This is a genomic window from Eoetvoesiella sp. (genome assembly GCF_035555955.1).
GTDB lineage: Bacteria > Pseudomonadota > Gammaproteobacteria > Burkholderiales > Burkholderiaceae_B > Eoetvoesia.
The window spans coordinates 22,395-42,936 of sequence record NZ_DATMGA010000067.1 but is presented as its reverse complement, the minus strand read 5'-3'; the positions used below and the strand labels follow the sequence as shown (position 1 = coordinate 42,936).

The 20,542-nt window shown below is 63.8% G+C and carries 15 protein-coding genes and 1 tRNA gene; 4 read left to right on the top strand and 12 right to left on the bottom strand.

Translation table 11 applies throughout. From position 1 onward, the window contains the following. Window positions 1-42: 42 nt before the first annotated feature. Window positions 43-669: an LOG family protein gene (locus VNT00_RS16475; RefSeq protein WP_325589555.1), complete on the top strand. Its 627-nt coding sequence runs from the start codon at window positions 43-45 to the stop codon at window positions 667-669. Window positions 670-724: 55 nt separating this feature from the next. After that, a complete protein-coding gene (locus tag VNT00_RS16470) occupies window positions 725-2,203 on the top strand; it encodes an NAD-dependent succinate-semialdehyde dehydrogenase (RefSeq protein WP_325589446.1) in 1,479 nt (492 codons plus the stop codon). Window positions 2,204-2,267: 64 nt separating this feature from the next. Here VNT00_RS16470 and VNT00_RS16465 read toward each other — a convergent pair whose 3' ends face one another. Then, window positions 2,268-3,857: a phytoene desaturase family protein gene (locus VNT00_RS16465; protein ID WP_414650947.1), complete on the bottom strand. Its 1,590-nt coding sequence runs from the start codon at window positions 3,855-3,857 to the stop codon at window positions 2,268-2,270. A gap of 37 nt (window positions 3,858-3,894) precedes the next feature. Next, a complete protein-coding gene (locus tag VNT00_RS16460) occupies window positions 3,895-4,677 on the bottom strand; it encodes a cyclase family protein (protein WP_325589442.1) in 783 nt (260 codons plus the stop codon). Between the two features lie 207 nt (window positions 4,678-4,884). Between VNT00_RS16460 and VNT00_RS16455 the strand changes: the two genes are divergently transcribed. Beyond that, complete coding sequence (locus VNT00_RS16455) at window positions 4,885-5,886, top strand: AraC family transcriptional regulator (protein ID WP_325589440.1); 1,002 nt, start codon at window positions 4,885-4,887, stop codon at window positions 5,884-5,886. Between the two features lie 70 nt (window positions 5,887-5,956). Here the strand turns inward: VNT00_RS16455 and VNT00_RS16450 are convergent, their stop codons facing one another. The 10 genes from VNT00_RS16450 to scpB all read right to left on the bottom strand — a co-directional run bounded on the left by VNT00_RS16450 (window position 5,957) and on the right by scpB (window position 19,549). After that, window positions 5,957-7,480, bottom strand: a complete 1,524-nt coding sequence (locus tag VNT00_RS16450; protein WP_325589438.1) for a flavin-containing monooxygenase — start codon at window positions 7,478-7,480, stop codon at window positions 5,957-5,959. A 16-nt stretch (window positions 7,481-7,496) separates the two neighbouring features. Next, window positions 7,497-8,285: an SDR family oxidoreductase gene (locus VNT00_RS16445; RefSeq protein WP_325589436.1), complete on the bottom strand. Its 789-nt coding sequence runs from the start codon at window positions 8,283-8,285 to the stop codon at window positions 7,497-7,499. A gap of 182 nt (window positions 8,286-8,467) precedes the next feature. After that, on the bottom strand, window positions 8,468-10,288 hold the full coding sequence (typA, locus tag VNT00_RS16440) for a translational GTPase TypA (RefSeq protein WP_325589435.1): 1,821 nt from the start codon (window positions 10,286-10,288) through the stop codon (window positions 8,468-8,470). After that, entirely contained in the window at window positions 10,285-11,040 is a 756-nt protein-coding gene (truB, locus tag VNT00_RS16435) for a tRNA pseudouridine(55) synthase TruB (RefSeq protein ID WP_325589433.1), read from the bottom strand. The genes typA and truB overlap by 4 nt, the downstream gene beginning before the upstream one ends. 37 nt (window positions 11,041-11,077) lie before the next feature. After that, complete coding sequence (gene rbfA, locus VNT00_RS16430; RefSeq protein WP_325589431.1) at window positions 11,078-11,482, bottom strand: 30S ribosome-binding factor RbfA; 405 nt, start codon at window positions 11,480-11,482, stop codon at window positions 11,078-11,080. A 2-nt stretch (window positions 11,483-11,484) separates the two neighbouring features. Next, entirely contained in the window at window positions 11,485-14,421 is a 2,937-nt protein-coding gene (gene infB / locus VNT00_RS16425; RefSeq protein ID WP_325589429.1) for a translation initiation factor IF-2, read from the bottom strand. A 65-nt stretch (window positions 14,422-14,486) separates the two neighbouring features. Continuing rightward, on the bottom strand, window positions 14,487-15,971 hold the full coding sequence (gene nusA, locus VNT00_RS16420) for a transcription termination factor NusA (RefSeq protein ID WP_325589427.1): 1,485 nt from the start codon (window positions 15,969-15,971) through the stop codon (window positions 14,487-14,489). Continuing rightward, window positions 15,968-16,465: a ribosome maturation factor RimP gene (gene rimP / locus VNT00_RS16415; RefSeq protein ID WP_325589425.1), complete on the bottom strand. Its 498-nt coding sequence runs from the start codon at window positions 16,463-16,465 to the stop codon at window positions 15,968-15,970. The genes nusA and rimP overlap by 4 nt, the downstream gene beginning before the upstream one ends. 363 nt (window positions 16,466-16,828) lie before the next feature. After that, the gene (locus VNT00_RS16410; protein ID WP_325589423.1) at window positions 16,829-18,559 is read right to left on the bottom strand and encodes a pseudouridine synthase; all 1,731 of its coding nucleotides are present in this window, start codon (window positions 18,557-18,559) and stop codon (window positions 16,829-16,831) included. Between the two features lie 45 nt (window positions 18,560-18,604). After that, window positions 18,605-19,549, bottom strand: coding sequence for an SMC-Scp complex subunit ScpB (gene scpB / locus VNT00_RS16405; RefSeq protein ID WP_325589421.1), 945 nt, complete (start codon window positions 19,547-19,549; stop codon window positions 18,605-18,607). 67 nt (window positions 19,550-19,616) lie between these two features. On the opposite strand from scpB, the gene VNT00_RS16400 reads away from it, so the two are divergent. Beyond that, window positions 19,617-19,693, top strand: a tRNA-Met gene (locus tag VNT00_RS16400). The last annotated feature ends 849 nt before the right edge of the window (window positions 19,694-20,542 follow it).

Genomic DNA, 20,542 nt, shown 5'->3' with positions numbered 1-20,542 from the left:
AAAGTAGTTCGTACGCCGGCCAGCCAGCAGATTCCTGTGATTATGTCAGAGATGCAGACGGCTGCGGAAACCCTCCAGGAAATTGGCTGGGGCGTCAGCATTTTCGGCAGCGCCCGCATCACCCCCGATTCCCCCTACTACGAAATCAGCGAGGCGCTGGGCCGGCGCCTGGCTCAGGCGGGCCTGCCGGTCATCGCAGGCGGCGGCCCGGGCATCATGGAGGCGGCCAACAAGGGCGCCTTCAACGCCGGCGGCAAAAGCATAGGCCTCAACATCAAGCTGGCCCACGAGAAAAAACCCAATCTATATCAAACCCATAGCCTGCATTTCGAATACTTCGTATCGCGCAAGGCCACTTTCTTCATGCACAGCGCCGCCTACATCGCCCTGCCCGGCGGCTTCGGCACGCTGGACGAGCTTTTCGAGGTGCTTACCCTCATTCAGACCCGCAAGATTCCCCAGGTGCCCGTGGTGCTGGTCGGCACGCAATTCTGGGCTGGCATGATCGACTGGGTAAAAGAGCAGCTCCTGCCCGCCCGGCTCATCGACGGCGACTCCATGGACATGCTCACCGTCACCGACGATGTCGACCTCATCATGCGCCAAATACAGGCTTTTTGCGCCGAATACTCCGAACAGCTGGGCGACACGGCCATCCTTCCCGAATAAGCGCGGGCCGCCGCACGGCTTTCATTCCGCAACCACTTATCGAACCCATACCGCCATGACCACCAATCTGCCCATTCATCTGAACGATAAATCCCTGTTCCAGACCCGCTCCTACCTGGACGGGCAATGGGTCAGTGCGGACGACGGCGCCGTCTTCGCCGTCGACAACCCCGCCAACGGCCAGATCATCGCCCAGGTCAGCAATCTGGGGGCCGCCGAAACGGCGCGGGCCATCGAAGCGGCGCGAACGGCGCTCAAGGGCTGGCGAGCAAGCACGGCCAAGACCCGCGCCAAGATCCTGCGCAAATGGTTCGACCTGGTGCTGGAAAACGCCGAAGACCTCGCCAAACTCATGACGCTGGAACAAGGCAAGCCCCTTATCGAGTCGCGCGGCGAAATCGTCTATGGCGCCTCGTTCATCGAATGGTTCGCCGAACAGGCCAAGCGCGTCAGCGGCGACGTGCTTGCATCGCCCAGCGCCTCCAGCCGGATGCTGGTCCTCAAAGAGCCCATCGGCGTGTGCGCCGCCATCACCCCCTGGAACTTCCCCAACGCCATGATCACCCGCAAGGTGGCCCCCGCGCTGGCGGCGGGCTGTACCGTGGTGCTCAAGCCGGCCGAACAAACGCCGCTGTCGGCGCTGGCCCTGGCCGAGCTGGCGGGACGGGCCGGGCTGCCGGCAGGCGTGCTCAACATTATTACCGCCGACGGCCAGAAATCCATAGACGTGGGCAAAACCCTGTGCGACAGCCCCACGGTGCGCAAGCTTACGTTCACCGGCTCGACCCCGGTCGGCCGCATACTCATGCAGCAAAGCGCCCCCACCATCAAGAAACTGTCGTTGGAACTGGGCGGGCTGGCCCCCTTCATCGTCTTCGACGATGCCGACGTCGATGCCGCCGTCGAGGGCGCGGTGGCTTCCAAATACCGCAATGCAGGGCAGACCTGCGTCTGCACCAACCGGTTCTACGTCCACCAGGACATCTACGACCCATTCGTCGAAAAGCTCGCCGCCAAGGTGCGCGAACTGCAGGTGGGCGACGGCTTCGCCGATTCGGTCGTGCAAGGCCCCCTTATCGACGACGATGCCGTCAAAAAGGTGGCCAGCCACGTCGACGATGCCCTGCAGCACGGCGCCAGGGCCGTCACTGGCGGCAAGCCGCATGCGCTGGGCGGGCGCTACTTCGAGCCCACCGTCCTGGCCGGCGTCACCGAAACCATGTTGTGCATGAGGGAAGAAACCTTCGGCCCCGTGGCGCCGGTGGTCAAGTTCACCGACGAGGCCCACGTCATCGAGCTGGCCAACAATACCGAATACGGCCTGGCCTCGTATTTTTACAGCCGCGACATACACCGCATCTTCCGGGTCGCCGAAGCGCTGGAATACGGCATGGTCGGGGTCAATACCGGCAAGATATCGAACGAGGTCGCGCCTTTCGGCGGCGTGAAGCAATCGGGCCTGGGCCGAGAGGGCTCGACCTACGGCATCGAAGAGTTCCTCGAGACCAAATACGTCTGCCTGGGCGGGTTCTAAAGCAATTTCGATTCAGGTGTTTACACTGGCTTGAACCTGGACCCTTGTTTAAGCTGAAATGGCTCTAACGCGGGGCCAGTTGCTGAGCCACCATATAGCCCGAGCCGCCGCCCAGGCCGGGGCCTGGATGCGTGGATGCGCCGATCTGGTAGACGTTCTTGCACGAGGTGCGGTGGCCGCGCACGCCGTTTGCGCCGGCGAACGGCCTGAGCCAGAAAAACTGGTCGGGCGAGCACACGCCCGAATAGGGATCGCCGCCCACCAGGTTGCAATTCATGGATTCCAGATCGCCGGGCGAATAGGCGCGCCGGCCGATGATGGACGACGACAGCCCCGGCATGACGGTCTCGATGCGGGCCTGGATGCGGTCGGCGACCGCCTCGCGCACCGCCTCGGTCCAGCGTCCGTCGGCCGGTGCCGGAATCTGGTTGAGCGCATCGCCCCTGACCTTGCTGGGCATTTCCTGCAACTGCAGCCACAGAATCCACTTGCCCTCGGGAGCGCGGGAGGGATCGATGGCCACCGGCTGGCCGATGGCAATGGTGGAATGGCTGGGCAGCAGGCCGTTGTTGGCCTGCACCACCGAGGCGCACACGTTTTCCATGCTTTCGGTAAGGTGCACCAGCGGCATCTTCAGCAATTCGGGGTCGCGCCATGCCGGCGGAGCGTTCAGGGCGAAGTGGATCTGCATGCAGCCCCGGCCGAAACGATACGCCTTGGCGCGGCCGCGCAGCGCCTCGGGAGCGTCGGGCAGCAGCTTGCCGTACAGCTGGGGCGGCGTCACGTTGCACACCACGGCCTCCGAGGCTGAATACACGGTGCCGCCCGCCACCACGCCCGTGGCGCGGCCGCCCTCGACCTGGATGGAATCGACGTTGGTACCGGTTTGCACGCGCCCGCCATGCTTTTCGATGATGGCCTGCAGGCCCTTGACGATGTTCTGGCTGCCGCCTTTCACGATGGGCATGCCCCCCGCCACCACGGCCGCGAAGGTAAGCTTGCCGATGAGGGCGGAACTGGCCTCGTCGGGCCCCAGGCCCGTATGCAGCACCCAGGGGCTGATCATGGCCCGCACGAGGTCGGACTGTATGCTGCGCTCGGCCCAGCGGCGAAAGCTTTCGATGGACTCGGAGCCGAACTCCATCAGGCCGTCCATGCCGCGCTTGCGCCACTCGGAAAACAGCAGGCGAACCATTTTCCAGCCATAGGGCGAGTTGCCCAGCAGGCCGAAGGTAAGCGCGGCGTCCTTGCCGAACAGTTGCGACGCCATGGCGCCGAAGGCCTGGCCATCGCCCGGCGCGACGGCTTCGATGCGCTTGACGGAGTCTTCGATATCCTCGCGCAGGGCCAGCGAACGGCCATCGGGCATGACGATGCCCGTGGAATAGCCGTTGGACACGAACTCGACCCCGGCCGCGGCCAGGTCGTCCTTGAGTTCAGGGTAGGCGCCTCCGGACACGAACAACGGATACCAGGAGGACATGACCTCGTGCTGGAAGCCGGGGAAAAGCTCTTCGGTGCGTATGCACCCCCCGGCCCTGTCGTTGCGCTCCAGCACCAGCACCGATTTGCCCCGCTTGGCCAGCACGGCGGCGCAAACCAGGGAGTTCATGCCGCTGCCGATGACGATGATCTGTGTATTCGAAGTAGCCATACCCATCCTTTTATAGGAAAACGTCCTGGTTCGAGCCTCAGGCGCCCAGCACGGCCAGCACGCGCAGCGGGCTGCCCGAGCCTTTCTGGATCTTGAGGGGCGCCGAAATGATGACGGTGCCGGTGGCCGGCAGCTTGTCCAGGTTCTTAAGGCATTGCAGGCCGTACTTGTTGGCGCCGTGCATGAGGGTGTGGCAGGGATACGGAACGGGCCAGGCATAGGATTGGCCGGCATCGGTATTGATGGTTTCGACGCCGAAGCCGTGCACATTGCGTTCCTTGATGAGCCACTCGACCGTTTCCTGGGTGGGTCCGGGCGTATGGGCGCCGTCTTCCTTCATGTTGACGTAAGAAGCCGGGTTGCTCAGGCGATGCGCCCAGTCGGTGCGGAACAGCACCCAGGCCCCGGCCGGGATCTTGCCGTGCTCGGCTTCCCATTTTTTGAGGAAATCGACGGTCAGCAGCCAGTCTTCGTTCTGGGCGACTTCTTTGCTGGCATCGATGACGACGGCCGGCGCGATGAAGTTTTCGGGTTCGATGGTGTCGACCGTATTGTGGGGGTAGTCTTTGCCGGTAACCCAGTGCGCGGGCGCATCGAAGTGCGTGCCGGTGTGTTCGCCACAGGTGAAGTTGTTCCAGTACCAGGCGGGGCCGGCTTCATCGTAATGGGAAATGGTTTCCATCTTGAACGCGGTAACCTGGCCGAACTGGGGAGGCAGCTGCAAAGGCGGGAAATCGGGGGAAAGGGTATGGGTGAGGTCGATGACCTGAAGCTTGCCCTGCGCCAATTGTTCGACAAGGGAAATAGCGGCGTTGCTCATGAAAGTCTCCGTGGATTATCAATGTGGAAAATCAAAGGGAATTATGCAGGTTTTAGCACCGCAACGTCCGCTGGGAAGCACGGTGTTATCCCCTCTTTACAAATCAGTTGCTTTAACCTTAAATTAATACACTAACGCTGCATCAGTCAATCAATTCGTGTTCGTCGCAGCGCCCCAAGCGCGCGACGCGAATCCAGCGAGGGCGCGATGAATACCCTGCCTACCACGCCGCAACCAGCCACGGGCCTGGCTCCGTACCGGCTCTTCCATTCGCAGGATCTCGATGAAACCCGCAGCAACGTCGGGCGCATCTTCAAGCCTCACGCCCTGGGCGTCTGCGGCAAGCGCCAGCGGCTGGACGCGCAAATGGACCACCTGGCCATCGGCGGCCTCTCGCTGAACCGCCTGCGCTACGGCGCCGACGTCACCATCGAACCCGAATGCCTCGACGACTTCCTGCTCGTGCAAATGCCGCTGGCAGGCTCGGCCCATATCCAGTGCGGCACGCGCACCATTGTTTCCGACCCCTCCTGCGCGTCGGTCGTCACCCCGTCGCTGCCGCTGCACATGCGCTGGCAAGGCCAGTGCGACCAGCTCATCGTACGCATCGAACGCTCCGCCCTGGAAGCCGCCTGCGGCAATTTGCTGGGCCATGCGCTGCCCAGGCCCCTGGAGTTCGAACTGGGCATGGATCTGCGCCACGGGCAGGGGCAGGCCTGGCGCAACCTGGTGCTTTTCCTGGCCGGCAGCCAATTTACCGATAATGCGGCGCAGCATCCGCTGCTTGCCGCCCAGGTGGAGCAACTACTGGTTTCGTCCCTGCTCCTGGGCCAGCCTCACAACTACAGCAGCGCACTGCAACATAGCGCCTCCACGCCCGCTCCCGGCTATATGCAGCGCGCCCAGGCTTATATTGCCGAGCATTGCGACCAGCCCATCACCGTGGGCGACATCGCCCGGCATGCGGCGATAAGCGTGCGCAGCCTGTACGCGGGCTTTCAGCAGCATCATGGTACGAGCCCCATGGCCTACCTGCGCCTGGTGCGCCTGCAGCGCGTGCGCGAGGCTCTAGTCCAGGCTCGCAACACCGGCTCCCGCGCCAGCGTCACGCAAATCGCCATGGCCTGGGGGTTCGGGCACCTTGGCCACTTCACCGCCGCCTACCGCCAGCAATTCAACGAACTGCCGTCGCAAACCCTGCGCGGCTAGGAGCGTAGTCGGTAGAAACAGCCCGGGCGGGTCGCACCGCACCGCACTGCCCGCCCACCGGCCCGCAGCATCAATCCCCAGGCTGCAGCCTGCCCACGCGGGCCCCTGCCGCGCCGGACTGCTGCCTTTGCAGCAGGCGCTTCGTGATCACCTGGTAATCCTTGGCGCTGGGCGGCATGAGCCACTGCTTGAACCGCTTGAATCCGCTGACATTGATGCCGATGTCCCCCAGCATCTCGTCCACGTTATGCATGGAGAACGGAATGATGTTCGTGCCTCTGGCGTGCTTGCCCTCGGTGCGCTCCTCCATCCACCGCAAGCGTTTCTGCACGTGGGCCAGCATCTCGTCGCGGGACGGCAGGCGCGCCTGTCCCATCAGGTAGTTGGCCGTCCATAGCGCGGCGACCTCGGCGCTCAAGGGGCTGAAGAACGACGAGTTATAGCCGCAGAACGACAGCCTCGGCACGTTTACCGGGTGCACCTGGTGATAAAGCTCGAAATTGCCGCGCTCGTCGGTAAGCCGCTTTTGCAGCTCCTCGGAGAAAAACGGCACGACCTGGCGGAAGCCCGTTCCGCAAATCACGTAATCCGCATAGACCGTGCGCCCGTCGCTCAGTTGCGCGGCGGGGCGGCCGTCCTGCGCCAGCAAGCGCACGATCTCGCACTCCCTGGCCACCTGGGTCCTGCCCTGGGCGACCTGGTCATACAGCTCGTCCGTCGCCAGGCTTACGGTGCTGCGGGCGATGCGCTCGAACGATCCTGGCGGCACCAGCCCCAGCTTCTTGAGCCCGAGCTGGCGGGTTGCGACCGACTGCAGGCTGCCCAGCATATTGTTCCGCACCGCCTTGCCCGGTCCGTGCAAAAAGCGCTCGAATCCGCGCAACTCGATATAGGGGAAAAGCCCCTCGCCCAGCCGGGTCAGCATCAGGTACTTGAAGTTGAGAACATTGAGTATCTTGCGCGGCATCTTCCATATAAGTTCCTTGGCCACGACGGTCGTGGAGGCCGCGACCTCTCCCACCGCCGCTGCCACGTCGCAGGACGATTTGCCGTACCCCACGACCAGAACGTTCTTGCCGCGCGCCTGTTCCAGGTCGTTGAACTGCGACGTGGCGCACAGCACCCCGCCCGCCGCCTGGTATTCCGCCGCGCCGGCATAAGGCGGAATGAAAGGCTCGGAAAAAATGCCGTTGGCCACCACGAGATGCTCGGCGCTGTGCCGGGACGTCTGGCCGGTGCGCGTATCGCGCACCGTCAGCACCCAGCCGCTTTCACCCACGGGCTCGGCCTGCAGCACCTCGGTATTCAGTTGAACCAGGGGCTCGAGATCGAAATGCCGGGCATAGGCGGCCAGGTATTCCTGCACCTGCTGGCCCGAAGGCCACTCCGGATAGGACTTGGGCATGGGAAAGTCGGAAAGGCAGTAGGTGTCCTTATTGTTCTGCGTGCGCAGGCCGGGATAGCGGCGGGTTGCGCTCCACACACCGCCGACGTCCGGAGTCTTTTCAAAGACGATGACATCGTGTCCGAACTGCTTGAGCACCTTGGCCGAGCTCAGGCCGGCAAAACCGGCGCCGATAATCGCTATTTTCATGACAAAGCTCCTGGAATCATTCGCAAAGACGGGGGATCGCGGGAACAGCCTGCTCCGGCCCCATGGCCGAATAGCCGCCGTCGACGGCCAGATCGGTGCCCGTAATGAACGAGGCGTTCGACGAGCACAGGAAGACCACTGCCTGCGCCACTTCCTCGGGGTCGCCGACCCGTCCCAGCAAATGGTAGGGTGCGGCCACCTTGTCGGTCTTGGCCCGGTTGCCCTGGCTGAGCTCGTCCATCACGCGCGACCATGTCCAGCCCGGAGAAACCGAGTTGACGCGTATCTTGTCGGGAGCCAGATCCATGGCCATGTTCCGGGTAAGCTGGGCCATGGCGGCCTTGCTGACGGGATAGAGCCAGCGGCCGGTCTGCGCCACCTTGGCGCTGATGCTGCTGAAGTTGACGATGGCGCCGCCGCCCCGCTTGATCATCTCGGGGCGGCAGGCCTTCATCATCATGACCGCGCCCACCACGTTTACGTTGTAGCTGCCCAGCCAGTCGTCGCGCGTCGCCTCGATGCCGTTGTCCACATAGCTGCAAGCCAGATTGACCAGAAAATCCACGCCGCCGAACATATCGACGGCGCGGCGCACGCAATGCTCGATCTGCCCGTCGTCGGTGATGTCCGTCTTGACGAACAGCGCGCCCTCGCCCAATTCCCCGGCAAGGGCCTCGCCTCCTGCTTCATCGATGTCCGCGATGACCGCGCGCGCGCCGCGCGCATGGAACTCCCGCGCGACGGCCGCCCCGATGATGGTAGCGGCCCCCGTCACGATGACGGTCTTGCCCTGTAGTCCTTTCATGATGATGGTCTCCTGTTGAGTATTTTTTATTCATCGTCGAGACCATTATGAGCATCCGGCCGGATTCCACTATCCCCGCCCTGCAAATCGCTATCCCGCAACTGCAAAGGGAGGGAAAACACCGGCCCAAGGCAAAAAAAACGCAGCCCGGGCAGGCTGCGTTTTGGGGGCGTGAAGCGCGATCAGCTGGCTTCGCGCGCGGCGCGGCGGCGTTCGTGCTCTTGCAGGTGGCGCTTGCGCAGGCGAATGGATTTGGGCGTGACTTCCACCAGCTCGTCGTCGCTGATGAACTCGACGGCGTATTCCAGCGACATGCGAATGGGCGGCACCAGATCGATGTGCTCGTCCTTGCTGGTGGTACGGATGTTGGTCAGCTTCTTTTCCTTGATCGGATTGACGACCAGGTCATTGTCGCGGCTGTGGATGCCGATGATCATGCCTTCGTACAGGGCATCGCCGGGACTGACGAACATGCGGCCGCGATCCTGCAGCTTCCACAAGGCGTAGGCCACCGCGGCCCCGTCGTCCTGGCTGATCAACACCCCGTTGCGGCGGTCGCCGACACCGCCCTCGCGCATCGGCGCGTAGTCGTCGAAAATATGGCTCATCAGGCCCGTGCCGCGCGTCAGGGTCAGGAACTCGCTCTGGAATCCGATAAGCCCGCGGGCGGGAATACGGTACTCCAGGCGCGTGCGGCCCCGGCCGTCGGGCTGCATGTCCTGCAGGTCGCCCTTGCGGCGGCCCAACTCTTCCATGACCGCGCCCTGGTGGCCGTCCTCGACGTCCACCGTCAGCAGTTCGAACGGCTCCATGCGGACACCGTCGATTTCCTTGAGCAGCACCTGCGGGCGCGATACGGCCAGCTCGTAGCCTTCGCGACGCATGTTTTCCAGCAGGATGGTCAGGTGCAGCTCGCCCCGGCCGCGCACTTCGAACACCATGTCGTCGGCTGTGGGGTTGACGCGCAACGCCACGTTGGACTTGAGCTCGCGCTCCAGGCGGTCGCGCAGTTGGCGGCTGGTCACGAACTTGCCCTCGCGGCCGGCCAGCGGCGAGGAATTGACCATGAAGTTCATGGTCAGCGTCGGCTCGTCGATGCGCAGCATCGGCAAGGCTTCCTGCACCAGCGGATCGGTCACGGTGCAGCCTATGCCGATTTCCTCGATGCCGTTGATCAGCACGATGTCGCCGGCCTCGGCCTCGGAAACCTGGACACGCTCCAGGCCGTGGAACTGCAGCACCTGGTTGATGCGGCCCTTGATGGGCTCGCCGTCGGGACCGAACTTGACCACGACATCCTGGGCGGCGCGCACGCGCCCGCGATTGACCCGGCCGATGCCGATCTTGCCGACGTAGCTGTTGTAATCCAGGGAAATGATCTGCAATTGCAAAGCGCCGTCGCTGTCGTCCTGCCGCTGGGGCACATACTTCAGTATCGCTTCGAACAGCGGCCGCATGTCGCCCTCGCGCACGTCGGGGCTCAGGCCCGCGTAGCCGGCCAGGCCCGAGGCGTAGACGATGGGGAAATCGAGCTGCTCTTCAGTGGCGCCCAGCTTGTCGAACAGGTCGAACGTGGCGTTGATGACGTGATCGATGCGCGCGCCCGGACGATCCACCTTGTTGACCACGACGATGGGCTTGAGGCCCAGCGCCAGGGCCTTGCGCGTCACGAACCGGGTCTGGGGCATGGGGCCCTCGACCGCATCGACCAGCAGCAGCACGCCGTCCACCATGGACAGCACGCGCTCGACCTCGCCGCCGAAGTCGGCGTGTCCCGGGGTATCGACGATGTTGATGTGGGTGCCTTCGTACTCGACGGCGCAGTTCTTGGAAAGAATGGTGATCCCGCGTTCCTTCTCGATGTCGCCGGAGTCCATGACACGCTCGGAAACCTGCTGGTTGTCCCGGAAGGTGCCGGACTGGCGCAGCAGTTGATCCACCAGCGTGGTTTTTCCATGGTCAACGTGCGCAATAATGGCTACGTTGCGCAAAGCGCGATTCATAATTCGTCCTTTAATTTGAAGCCCGCCGGCAAGAGGCCGGCAGGGATGGCATCCAGTGCCAATAATGTGGTCTGAGGCGCAGACATGGTTTGCAAAGCGTCCAGGGCGATGCCGTCCTTCAGGTCGAACGGCCCCGCCTTGGTCCGGCGCAGGGCGATCAAATGAGCGCCGCAGCCGAGCTGGCGGCCGATATCCTGCGCCAGCGTCCGGACATAGGTGCCTTTACTGCAATGCACCAGAAGTCGAGCTTCCCGCCCCGTGAAACTCTGTATTTCCAGCTCGTAAATCGTCAATCGCCGGGCGGGCCGCTCCAGCTCGATTCCCTGGCGAGCGTATTCATAAAGCGGCTTGCCGTCGCGCTTGAGCGCCGAATACATGGGCGGAATCTGTTCGATTTCGCCACGAAACCGCGCCAGCGCCGCTTCCAGCTCGTGCCTTTCCACACCCTGGAATGAAGCGGGCGCCTGGAACGTGATGTTGCCGGTCAGGTCGCCGCTGTCGGTTTCCTCGCCGAAGCGCAGAGTGGCCGAATAGACCTTGTCCGCATCCAGCATATTGCCCGAGATCTTGGTGGCCCGGCCGAAGCAACAGACGAGCAGGCCGCTGGCGAAGGGATCCAGCGTACCGGTGTGCCCCGCCTTGCGCGCATCCAGCGCGCGCTTGGCGCGCTGCAGGGCGTGGTTGCTCGACAGGCCTTCGGGCTTGTCGAGCAACAGGACACCATCGAGCATCTGCCCGCGTCGGGAAGCCATCGTCTATTCTCGTTCAATAAAATAAAACGACAGCCGCTCAGGGCTGTTCGTCGGGGTCGTCGTCAGGAACCGCTGAATACGTTTGCGGCTTGTTGGCCTGGTCGATGATCTGGGAAAGCTCGATGCCTCGCGCCAGTTGATCATCGTGGATGAACCGCAATGTCGGAACGGTGTGGATGTGCAAAAGCTTGAACAGCAAGGAGTGCAGCCAGCCGGCCTTTTCGTTGAGCGCGGCGGCCGCAGCCTCGGGCTCGGCGCCCAGCACCGAAAAATACACCTTGGCATGCGCGTAATCGGCCGACAGGTCGACCCCCGTGAGCGTAACCAGGCCGGCGCGCGAGACATCGAGCTCACGCTGGATGAGCCCTGCCAGATCCTTCTGGATCTGGTCGGCCAGCCGGGTATTGCGCCCGGGATTCGGTTTGGACCTATGTCGTCCCATCGTTAAAGCGTCCGGGCAATTTCTTTGATTTCAAAGATTTCAAGCTGGTCGCCGACCTGGATATCGTTATTGCCCCTGAGGGTGATACCGCAGTCGAAACCGGCCTTGACTTCCTTGACGTCGTCTTTGAAGCGGCGCAGGGAATCCAGGTAGCCTGTCCAGTGCACCACGTGGTTGCGCAGCAGGCGGACTTGCGAATCGCGCCGCACGACACCGTCGGTGACCATGCAGCCGGCGATGTTGCCGACCTTCGAGACCGTGAAGATCTCGCGGATTTCCACCGTGCCGATGACTTCTTCGCGTTTTTCCGGGGCCAGCATGCCCGACATGGCGTTGCGCACGTCGTCGATGGCGTCGTAGATGATGTTGTAGTAGCGCAGGTCGATGCCGTTGTGCTCGGCCAGCTTCTTGGCGCTTTGCTCGGCACGCACATTGAAGCCGATGATGACGGCGCGCGAGGCGATGGCCAGGTTGACGTCGCTTTCCGAGATGCCGCCGACGGCCGCATGCACGACCTGCACGCGCACTTCGTCGGTGGACAGCTTGACCAGCGACTGCACCAGAGCCTCTTGCGAGCCCTGCACATCGGTCTTGACGATGAGGGCCAGCGTTTGCGCGCCTTCCCCGACGTTGTCGAACATGGACTCGAGCTTGGCGGCCTGCTGGCGGGCCAGCTTGACGTCGCGGAACTTGCCTTGGCGGAACAGCGCGATTTCGCGCGCCTTGCGCTCGTCGGCCATGGCGATGACCTCGTCGCCGGCCGCCGGCACATCGGTAAGGCCCTGGATTTCCACGGGCGTCGAAGGCCCGGCGGAGCTGATGGGCTTGCCGTTTTCGTTGAGCATGGCGCGCACACGGCCGTAGCTCGCGCCGGCCAGCACCGCGTCGCCGCGCGACAGGGTGCCGCTTTGAACCAGGATGGTCGCCACGGGGCCGCGGCCTTTGTCCAGGCGGGCCTCGATGACGATACCCTTGGCGGGTGCGTCGACGGGCGCCTTGAGCTCGAGCATTTCGGCTTGCAGCAAGAGGTTTTCCAGCAGTTCGTCGATGCCCTGGCCGGTCTTGGCCGAAACGGGTATGAATGGCACGTCGCCGCCGTACTCTTCAGGCACGACTTCCTCGGCCACCAGTTCCTGCTTGACCCGTTCGGGGTTGGCGTCGGGCTTGTCGATCTTGTTGATGGCCACGACCAGCGGAACGCCCGCCGCCTTGGCATGGTGAATGGCTTCGCGGGTTTGCGGCATCACGCCGTCGTCGGCGGCCACCACCAGGATGACGATGTCGGTGGCCTGGGCGCCGCGGGCGCGCATGGCCGTGAAAGCCTCGTGGCCCGGGGTATCCAGGAAGGTCACGATGCCGCGATCGGTCTTGACGCTGTATGCGCCGATATGCTGCGTGATTCCGCCCGCTTCGCCCGATGCCACCTTGGCGCGGCGGATGTAATCCAGCAGCGAGGTCTTGCCGTGATCGACGTGGCCCATGACGGTGACCACCGGCGCGCGCGGCAGGGCTTCGGCTTCGGAAGAAGCTTCGTCGGCGGCATCCAGGAAGGCTTCGGGATCGTCCAGCTTGGCGGCGATGGCCGTATGCCCAAGCTCTTCGACCACGATCATGGCGGTTTCCTGGTCGAGCACCTGATTGATGGTGACCATCTGGCCCAGCTTCATGAGATGCTTGATGACCTCGGCAGCCTTGACCGACATTTTGTGGGCCAGGTCGGCCACGGTAATGGTTTCGGGCACGTGCACTTCGCGGGCGATGAATTCGGCCACCTGCGGTTCCGCGCGCTCGGGCTGGGCGTTGCGATTGTTGCGCCCGCCTTTGCCGCCCTTGCCGGCCTTGCCGGAAGCACGCCAGCCATCGCGGCCGGAGTTGCCGGGCGAGGCGTCGGCGCGGGACGCCGGCTTCTTGCGCGTGCCGTCGTCGACCCACGAAGAGACTTCGCCCTTCTTTTTGACTTCGGTAGTGGAACCCGCCTTGGCGTCTTTTTTGCCGGCGGCCTTGCCTGCCGGCTTGTGCAGGGTGCCGGACAGATTGCCGCCCTCTTCGGGCTCGGGCGCCTTCAGGACCTTGCGTGGCCGGTTCAGCATTTGGCGCAGGGCCGCGGCTTCCGCCTCGGCCGCCTTGCGCGCGCGTTCGCGCTCTTCGTTGGCGCCGGACGAGGGCGCGGCCGGCGCGGCGCCTTTCACCTTGGCCGGCTTGCGGACGGGGGCGGGCGCGGCTTCGGGGGCCTCAGGGGCGGCCTTGGCGGCCGGGGCGTCGGCCTGTGCGGCTTCGGGTTCGGCTTGCTGAACAGGAGCGGCTGCCTGGGTTTCGGCTTCTTGCGAAGCTTTCTCGGATGCGGGCTCCGGCTCGCCGACGGGAGCTTCCTCGTGGGCGGCGGGTTTGGCGGAGGCCTTGGGCTCGTCCTGGACGGAAGGCTCGTGGCTGGCGGCCGGCTGCTCGGCGGGCGGCTGTTCCGCCGCGGGAGCTTCAGGCTCGGCCGAGGCAGCGGCAGATTCAGGCGCCGCAGCGGGAGCGGCCTCGACAGGAGCCGCCGGCGCGGCCGGCTGCTCGGGCTGGCCGGCTTTCGGCTGTTCGGCGGCAGCCGCGGCGGCGGCCTGCTCGGCGGCGGCCTTGGCGGCCTCGGCGGCCAGCTCGGACGGATCGCGCTTGACGAACACGCGCTTCTTGCGCACTTCGACCGAGATGGTCCGGGAACGGCCCGAGCCGTCGGCTTGCCGGATTTCGGAGGTCTGGCGGCGGGTCAGCGTGATTTTCTGCCCGTCTGAGCCGCCGTGGGAACGGCGCAATGATTCGAGCAGCTTCGCCTTATCCGCATCGGTGACGTTCTCGTCGACCGATTTGATTTCAACGCCTGCGGCACGTAGCTGTTCCAGCAGTACGTCTGCGGGCATTTTCAGCTCGATGGCGAACTGGGCGACGGTGTTACTCGACATTCGACTCTCTCTTCCTTGCAACTACTATTTTCAGTTAACGCGGCTCGGCGGCTTATCGGCCTGAATCAGGCCTCGTCGTCAAACCAGTGAGCCCGGGCGCGCATGATCATATCGCTGGCTTCCTGCTGATCGAGCCCGGTAATCTCGGCCAGTTCGTCGGTGGACAACTCGGCCAGTTCGTCCAGCGTGTAGATATCGTTGCCCGACAGCTTGACCACCAGCTCCGGCGTCACGCCTTCCAGATCCAGCAAGGCCTGTTCCGTTTTCTGGACGCGCTCTTCGTTGGCGATGGCCTCGGTGAGCAGCGCATTGCGGGCCCGCGTGCGCAGCTCGTTGACGGTTTCCTCGTCGAAGGCCTCGATTTCCAGCAATTCCTGCATGGGCACGTAGGCGACCTCTTCCAGCCCCGTAAAGCCTTCGTCGATGAGGATGTCGGCGACTTCCTCGTCGACGTCCAGCTTGCTGATGAAGGTGCGGCGCAGCTCGGCGCGCTCTTCGTCCTGGCGGCTCTGGCTTTCTTCGGGCGTCATGATGTTGATCTGCCACCCGGTAAGCTCGGAGGCGAGCCGCACGTTCTGGCCGCGCGCGCCAATGGCCTTGGGCAGGTTCTCGGCATCGACGACAACGTCCATGGCGTGCTTGTCTTCGTCGACGACGATGGAATCGACGTGGGCCGGCGCCAGGGCGCCGATCACGAATTCCGCCGGGTCTTCGGCCCACAGCACGATGTCGACCTGCTCGCCGCCCAGCTCGTTGCGCACGGCGGTGACGCGCGAACCGCGCATGCCGACGCAGGTGCCGATGGGATCGATACGCTTATCGTACGCCACCACGGCGATCTTGGCACGCACGCCCGGGTCGCGGGCCGCGGCCTTGATCTCGAGCAGGCCCTGCTCGATTTCGGGGACTTCGTTTTCGAACAACTGACGGATGAACTCGGGCGCGGTGCGCGACAGAATGACCTGCTGGCCGCGCGCGGCGTGATCGACCTTCAGGACCCAGGCGCGAATGCGGTCGCCGACCCGGATATTTTCCTTGGGGATCATTTCGGAGCGCGGCAGGCGGGCCTCGATTTTGCCGGTCTCGATGATGGCATCGCCCTTGTCCATGCGCTTGACCGTACCCGAAATAATGGTTTCGCCGCGGTCGAGGAAGTCGTTGAGCACCTGCTCGCGCTCCGCATCGCGGATTTTTTGCAGGATGGCCTGCTTGGCGGCCTGGGCGCCGATGCGGCCGAACTCGACGGGCTCGAGCGGTTCTTCGATGTACTCGCCCACCTCGATGCCCGGAACGATGTCCTGGGCCTCGGAGTAGAGCTCTTGCTGATCGGGTTCTTGCAGGCCGGCATCGTCGGGCACGACCAGCCAGCGGCGAAAACCTTCGTGCTCGCCGGTGTTGCGGTCGATGGAGACACGAATGTCGGCCTCTTCCTTGAAGCGTTTTTTCATGGCGGAAGCCAGCGCGTTTTCAAGCGCGCCGAAAACCACTTCACGCTCTACGTTTTTTTCACGCGCTAAGGCGTCAACCAATAGAAGAATTTCGCGACTCATCGCTTTTTACCCTTGAAATCAAGTACGGGATCTAGTTTGGCTCGATCTATGCCTTCGAAAGTAAAGCTGAGCGTTTCCGCTTTGCCAGCCTTGCCCTCGGGTTCGAGCTCGAGGCCAAAGACAAAATCAGGTGTTATATCGTCTATTGCGGTGTTTTCCGGCACCCGCAGCATTCCGGTGAACACCTTGCGGCTGTTGATGGCCTCGCGCAGCCGGACCTCGATGCGTTCATCGGCAAACCGCAGGAAATCCGCCGGCTTTTTAAGCGGGCGGTCGATGCCGGGGGAACCGACCTCCAGACGCTTGTAATCGATGTTTTCGACTTCGAACACCCGGGACAATTGCCTGGATGCCTGCTCGCAGTCTTCGATTCGCACACCGCCCGGGCGATCAATGGTGACACGCAGCAGCCCCAGGGGCGCGCGTTCCACGTCGACCAACTCGATATCCATGCCGGCCAATGCCTGTTGCGTCAATGCGAATATATCTGCCATAAACTCAAAAAAAAAGGGCTGCGCATGCCCAGCCCATTGTTGCCGCGCCCAAGCCTATCGGTACAGCCGGCGAACCTTGCCGCCGATGCAGGAAAAGCCGCCAAAAAACCGGCCCCTGCAGCATGAATACCAATAAGCCGCCGAACGCTTTCGAATATGCGCCGCCATGCGCCTATAACAAACGCACATGACTGTTGAACTCGCTATTCTAGCAGATTTTCACAAAAAAACCTGCTGCGTCACGAGCTTAGACAAGAAATTATGCGCGGGAAACGCGCCCGCGCAACACCGGCCGCCGAATGCCGCCGCGCCATGCCGCGCGCGCCGGACACGGACCGGCGTTCCGACAGCGGGTGGCGGGCCCTAGCCTCGCCCCTTGCCGCCCAGAAAGCCCAGGTGGGACTCGTGGGCGGAGGCGCTGCGCGGCTGCCAGTCGTCGCCGCGGCTGGCAGCCGGGTTTTTGCCGCCCCGGCCCGCCTTGGACTTGCCGGCCTTGGCCCCCTTGGAACCATTGCCCCGGCCGTCCTTGCGGGCGCCGCCGCGAGGGCCTCTGGACGCATCGGCCTGCTGGCCGTCGGCGTGCAGGCCGCGCGTCTTCCCCTTGCCACGGCCCTTGGCTTTGTTGCCGTCGGGATGCCCGTTGGCCAGGCCGCCGCTGAACATGATGCCGGTTCCAAAAGGATCGGACGGAAACGCCTGGTGTACCACGGCCTTGCCGACACGGCCGCCCGACAGCTTGCCGCGGCGGCTGATCTTGGCCCCGTTCAGGCCATTGCGCTCCATCGTGCCGAAACCCGGCGGCAAGGCGCTGTCGTGGGACAGGGGCTGGTTCATGCCGCGCTGCCCGCGGCGCCCGCCCGTTGCGGCCTCGCCATCGTCGCGCAACAGCCCCAATTGCACCATCAGGGCGGTCACAAGCGTGCCGTCCAGTTCTTCCCAGCGGCCGCGGCGCAGGTTGCGGGGCAGCACGACTTCGCCGAAGCGCGTCCGGATGAGACGGCTGACCGTCACGCCCACGGCCTCGAACATGCGGCGCACTTCGCGGTTGCGGCCCTCATGCAGGGTGACGCGATACCAGCGATTGCTGCCCTCTCCACCCAGATACTCGAACGAGCCGAACTGGGCCTTGCCGTCTTCGAGCTCGACGCCCTTGAGCAACTGGGACTGCTGCTCCTCGCCCAGTTCGCCCAGCACCCGCACCGCGTACTCGCGCTCCGCGCCATAGCGGGGGTGCATGAGCCGGTTGGCCAGTTCGCCCGATGTCGTAAGAATGAGCAGGCCTTCGGTGTTCAAGTCCAGCCGCCCCACCGATAGCCATTTGCCGACGCGGATCTTGGGCAAGCGGGCGAAAACCGTGGCCCGGCCCGCCGGATCGTCGTGGCTGACGATTTCGCCGGCCGGCTTGTGGTAAAGAATGATGCGCGGCGGCTTGGAAGCATTGGGCCGCGTAATGGGCCGGCCGTTTACCTTGACGACGTCGTTGGCGCCGACGCGCTGTCCGATATGGGCCGGCTCGCCATTGACCGACACCCGGCCGGCAATGATCAGTTCTTCCATTTCCCGGCGCGAGCCGATGCCTGCGTCGGCCAGCACTTTGTGCAGCTTGGGAGTTACCGCGTCGCTGCTCAGGTATTTACCCAGGCGCTGCTCCATTTTGTCGGCCTTGTCCAGGTAGGCCAGAGCCACCTCGGACTCTTTTTCGCTGCCCTGCTGAACAGCCTGAGGCTGTCCCGGACTACGCCCCTGGCCCGGCTTCCTGCCTTGCCGCGAACGGTTCTTGCCTTGGCCCTGGCCGCGGCTGCGGCCCTGTTCCTGCCCTTGCGGCTGGGCCTGGCCATCGGGCTGGTCCGGACCTTGGTCCGGCGCCGCCTCGGCGCGAGGCTTGCGTGTCCGCTTGGGAGCCGGCGGCTGCGCCTCGCCGGGCTGCCCCGCCGCCGGCGCACCATCGGCGGCGGCATCGCCGCGCCGGCGGCGGAACGGCGTCCTCAGCTTGCGGCCGCGCCGCGCCGGCGAAGAACCAGTTTCCGCCTCGCCACTGGCGGGCGCTTCCGGGCCGGCGGCCAGCGGTAGGCCATCTTGATTTATTTCATTCATATTGATAAGACACTCCGTATCATTCCATGCTGCGGGTGAGAGGCATTAGCGCCTGTCCTCATCCGCCTCGTTTATTTCCGTATTCGTTTCCGCGCTCAATTCCGCGCCTGCCTCGCCGCCATTTCTCGGGGGATCCGCATCGGAATCGGCGGCATCGCCGACAGCATCCACGGCGCTTTCGGCATCTTCAGCAGCACCCTCGGCACTCCCGGAATCCTCGACATATCCGGCGTCTTCGGCCTCTTCGCCCCCCACGACGTCCGCAACACTCCCGTCACCCTCGGCGGACGCGGCATTCTCGGCATCGAGATCGTCCGGGTTTTCTTCTGCATCGGTCGCCGCAGCGTCCGCCCCGCCGTTTTCCAGCGCCGCCGAATCGTGCGGGGCCTCGCCCTCGGCCTGCCCGCTCGCCGGGCCATCGGAGTCGTCCGCAGGCAGCTCCTCGAGCTCGAAGCCGGCCAGCGCCGCCATGGCGTCCTGCGACTCCAAAGCGGGAAGCTCGTCCAGCGACCGCAAGCCCAGGTCGTCGAGGAACTGGCGGGTCGTGCCGAACAGCGCCGGCCGCCCGGGGGCATCGCGATGCCCCAGAACCTCGATCCAGCCCCGGTCCTCCAGCGACTTGACGATTTGCGACGAAACCGACACGCCCCGGATATCTTCGATGTCGCCGCGCGTGACGGGCTGGCGCCAAGCGATGATGGCCAGGGTCTCCAGCACCGCGCGCGAATAGCGCGGCGGTTTTTCGGGATTCAGGCGCTCCAGGTAGCGCTGCATTTCAGGGCGGCTTTGAAACCGCCAGCCGCTGGCCAGATTGACCAGTTCCAGCCCTTTTTCGGACCAGTCCATCTGCAGCACGGCCAGATAGCGCCTCAGGTCGTCATTGGAAACATCGTCCGCGGAAAACAATTTGCGCAGCTCCGCCAGCTGCATGGGCTGATCCGCGCACAACAGCGCGGTTTCCAGGACTCGAGTGATTTCAGATTCTGTCATTGATTAGGCAGCACAGTCCTTGCGTTGCAAGGGTCAAAAATTTAGTGTATAGTTTCATTCTTTCAGACGCGGGGTGGAGCAGTCTGGCAGCTCGTCGGGCTCATAACCCGAAGGTCGTAGGTTCAAATCCTGCCCCCGCAACCAAATTCAAAGACTGGTCAATTGCCACAAGCGATTGGCCAGTTTTCATTTTGGCCTTCAAGTTTTTCGCCCTGAGGTTTTTCGGCTTCGGTTCCTGGGCGTTTGCAGCGGGCATCAAGCACGACAAAAAGCCACGGGAAAGCAAAACACCGAAGCCAGCAGCCTGTTTCGCGATGCCGCCAAGAAAGCCCGCAGCGCGCTTTGCCGCCGCCCCCATCAGCCGGCCCAAGGGCAATACAGGCGCCAGCGCGGGCAATAACGCAGACAATAGCGCGCGCAACCGGATCCGGCCTGATCCGGCAAGCCGACGGCACGTCGAGGTCAGTAGTGCGAAAAGGATTCGAATATTAGGCATCAGCCAAGCAGCACACCAGGCAATGGCATTCACAGCGCAGAAGATTCTTGGTTCAATCGGCCAAGCCCCGCCTGGGTGCATTGGGGCCGGGTATGCCACGGCCTGGCTTGCGGTTGGGGCTTGCTTAAAATTTTAAATTCGGATTGCGGCGGCCGGCGGGACGGGACCTTCCCGGGCCGAAGCCGATAGGCGTTGACGGCGGCTTGTTCGAAGAAAAAGTCTTTGCGCCGTTGTTTACGCCACTGCCTGCACTGCCGGACCGCGTTTTCACGGCGCTAAAATTACAGCCAATACACAGCCAAATAACAGCTATTACGGCACCACAGCAAAGCAGCAGCGGCAAACCTACCTGCTTCAATAAGCCATATTACACCATCCCGACGCCGCCAATGCAACATTCCTGGCAGGAAGCCGCCACATTTCACAGGACTGCCGGGGCGGCCGCGCGGCGAATCCACAACGCCCGCTCCGCTCAGGGAGGATCCCGGACCTGTCGA